This is a genomic window from Microcystis sp. LE19-41.2A, from assembly GCF_027530405.1.
Classification (GTDB): Bacteria; Cyanobacteriota; Cyanobacteriia; order Cyanobacteriales; family Microcystaceae; genus Microcystis; species Microcystis aeruginosa.
This window is the reverse complement of record NZ_JAPZQJ010000665.1, coordinates 1-2,868: the sequence shown is the minus strand read 5'-3', so window position 1 is coordinate 2,868 and position 2,868 is coordinate 1. Positions and strand designations below refer to the sequence as shown.

Genomic DNA, 2,868 nt, shown 5'->3' with positions numbered 1-2,868 from the left:
GGTAAAAGTTTAGGTATTGACCACCCTAACTATGCTGTTTCTCTGAACAATTTAGCATTATTATATGAGTCAATGGGACAGTATGAGCAAGCTTTACCTCTCTCTCAACAAGCTCTGGAAATTCGTGGTAAAAGTTTAGGTACTGACCATCCTGACTATGCTAATTCTCTAAATAACTTAGCTGCTTTATATGACTCAATGGGACAGTATGAGCAAGCTTTACCTCTCTCTCAACAAGCTCTCAAAATTCGTGGTAAAAGTTTAGGTACTGACCACCCTGACTATGCTACTTCTCTGAATAACTTAGCCGTATTATATAAGTCAATGGGACAGTACGAGCAAGCTTTACCTCTCCATCAACAAGCTCTCGAAATTCGTGGTAAAAGTTTAGGTACTGACCACCCTGACTATGCTAGTTCTATGAATAACTTAGCCCTATTATATGGGTCAATGGGACAGTATGAGCAAGCTTTACCTCTCCATCAACAAGCTCTCAAAATTATTGGTAAAATTCTAGGTACTGAACACCCTGGCTATGCTACTTCTCTGAATAACTTAGCCCTATTATATACAGCAACCAACTGCCATAAACCAGCCCTAAAATTAATGCAAGAAGCGGCAGATATTGACTTAAAAACTATCTCGAAAATCTTTAGTATCAGCACCGATAAACAACGCATCATTTATCTTATACAAAACTACTATAAAGTAGAAAGATTTCTCTCTCTCGTTTTCCAACACTTTCCTAATACTCCCGAAGCGGTACAATCTGCCTATAACCTCATCTTAAGACGGAAAGCGATCGCAACCGAAACCGCCATCCTGCAAAAAATCGCCCTTTTATCCCAACAATACGCCCATCTTGCCCCCAAACTCCAACAATGGCAACAAATCAGACAACAACTCGCCAAACGCTGTTTTGATATACCCACCCCCGAACAACTTCCCTACTACCAACAAGAAATTAAATCCCTCGAACAACAAGCGGAAAACCTCGAACGAGAATTAAATATCCCCGAACTTAACCTCGAAAAAGAACTGCAAAACGCTGATTTTCGTACCATCGCTTTAGAATTACCCGAAGGAACTACCCTAATTGAATTTTTCAGGTTTAATAACTACAATTTTCAGGCAATTCCCGCCAACGGTGACGCTGCATCCTTTCCCCCTCGCTATCTCGCCTTTATCCTACCTGCCCAAGCCCCAGAACAGCTAACTATGATAGATTTAGGAGAAGCTGAACCCATAGACAAATTAGTGAAAGAGTTTCGGGAATCGGTAGAAAACCCACGAGGATTAAGTGTGGCCGTATTTAAGAAACAAGAGGATATACTGTCAAAAATTGAACTAAGCCAGCTTATTTTTGACAAAATCAAGCCTTATCTCACCCAAGAATTAATTATCTGTCCCGATGGCGAATTAAACTGCTTACCCTTTGAAATTTTACCCACCGATAAAGGCAGCTACTTAATGGATGAATATCGCTGCAACTTCTTAAATGTAGGGCGAGATATCCTGCGCTTTAAAGCCAAAATTCCCGCCAAAGTCACCTATCCCCTCGTTATCGCTAACCCTGACTATAACTTAGCCAGTCCCGAAAACACGCCATCAACTGCTGAAAATGAGGAAAAATTCCCCTTTAAACCATCCTTACGCAATTTAGCCACCTCTAGACAAGGACAAATATTCAACTCCCTCCCCGGCACCGAAATCGAAGGCGAAAAAATCGCTAAAATACTCAGAGTCAAACCCGTTACCGCCGCCAAAGCTTTAAAACCTCTTGTCTCCAAAGCCCAAAAAGCCCCTTATATTCTCCATATTGCTACTCATGGCTACTTTCTCGGCGATATAACCCCCGAACTGGACACAATTAACCAAAACTTCATGTTATCGAGTCTTTCCGCCTCAGAAAGATTCCAAGTCGGCACCAGACAAAATCCCCTGTTGCGTTCAGGTTTAGCCTTTGCGGGGGTGAATACGATGTTAAACGGCGGTAAACTACCCGAAAAAGCCGAAGATGGCTTATTAACTTCCCTAGACGTGCAATCTATCAATTTAGCGGGGACAGAGTTAGTCGTTACCTCCGCCTGTGAAACCGCCTTAGGAGACCTCTACACAGGAGAAACCCTCATCGGTTTGCGTCGTTCCTTCATCCAAGCAGGAGCAAAAACCGTTATTATCAGCCTTTGGAAAGTGGAGGATGTGGCTACCACTATCTTAATGCAGTATTTCTATTATTATCTCCTGAAAGCAAAACTTAGCAAAGCAGAAGCTTTGAGAAAAGCCAAATCTAGCCTCCAGCGTCTCACCATCGCCAAAATGCGTTCCCAATGGCTAACGGAAGATGCCATCAAATCGGCAGAAAAACACAGTATAGGAACTGCTGCCCATTTGCGTGAATTAAGTCAAAAATCTGATTTAGAACGCCCTTATGAAGCTCCTAAGTATTGGGCCGCTTTTATTTGTTTAGGGAATCCAGCCGGTCTTCCGCTTTTACCACAGGCGAGCAAGGGACAAAATCTGAAATGAGGAAACTACAATTTCAAGATATCCCTTTATTTTTAGATTAGCCGAACCTCCTCCCCTTGCCCCCAACCCCCCAACATCGGGGGGGGTTGGGGTAGGGTTGATTCAAGGTAGGGTTGATTCAGTAGGGTTGATTCAAGGTAGGGTTGATTCAAGGTAGGGTTGATTCAAGGTAGGGTTGATTCATGAATCAACCCTACTAGATGAACGTAGCGACTGTCTTGATTGTCAAGGGGTAACTCAAAAAACAATCAAGGAGTTGCTGTCGAACCTAAAATCTCAAGCCAGAAAAAAGCGCAGCAAAAACTAAGTCGCTCAGGTTAAACCAAAGCAAGCGCAACC

At 42.7% G+C, this 2,868-nt stretch carries 1 protein-coding gene; it reads left to right on the top strand.

Annotated elements, in window-relative coordinates; all coding sequences use genetic code 11:
- Positions 1-2,529: CHAT domain-containing protein (locus O9290_RS27390; protein ID WP_288087733.1), on the top strand; the 2,529-nt coding region annotated here is incomplete at its 5' end.
- Between the last annotated feature and the right edge of the window lie 339 nt (positions 2,530-2,868).